The 547-nt window shown below is 52.7% G+C and carries 1 protein-coding gene; it reads left to right on the forward strand.

Annotated features, from left to right (window positions below):
• A partial coding sequence (locus AADEFJLK_RS24915; protein WP_170065260.1) for a hypothetical protein occupies positions 1-547 on the forward strand: 547 nt, incomplete at both ends.

Below are 547 nucleotides of genomic sequence, written 5' to 3' on the forward strand. Positions count from 1 at the left end.
CAAGCCGCCTCTTTGGCTATCCGTTGTTTAAACAGCGACTGGTCCCTGACCGACAATGCCCAGGCCAACTTGCTTTTGGTGTGGATCAATTCAGAAAAAGATGTGCAGGCGTTCAAAATTTTACAGGAAAAATATACCGACAAACGCCTGATCGTCTGGGGCTGTAACGAATTGCCGGTACAGACGAGTTGGTATCTCCCTTACCCCAAACGCAATACCGTACCGACGGTGTTGGGCATCGCCAACCTGTTCAGCCGTGTGCAGGCCCATTTTTTGCCCGCCGAAAACACCCCGAAACCCGATGCGTTCGTCCCCGAACAGTGCCTCCTCGCCATTGTCCTCCAGGCGCTGGCGGACGGCAAAGCCCGTATCTGCCTGTATGATGATTGTCCGCCGTTGTATTTGTTGCCTAACGAACAGGCTTTTTATCTCGACGGTAGCCTTGAACAACTGATCCCTATGGTTTTGGTAGACCGCCAGGCTATCCGGGCCACCGAAGCGAGCGACCATGACGTGTTAAAAACGGTCAGCTATGTGCAGTTTTCTT

Source organism: Methylovulum psychrotolerans (assembly GCF_002923755.1).
GTDB classification, from domain to species: Bacteria; Pseudomonadota; Gammaproteobacteria; order Methylococcales; family Methylomonadaceae; genus Methylovulum; species Methylovulum psychrotolerans.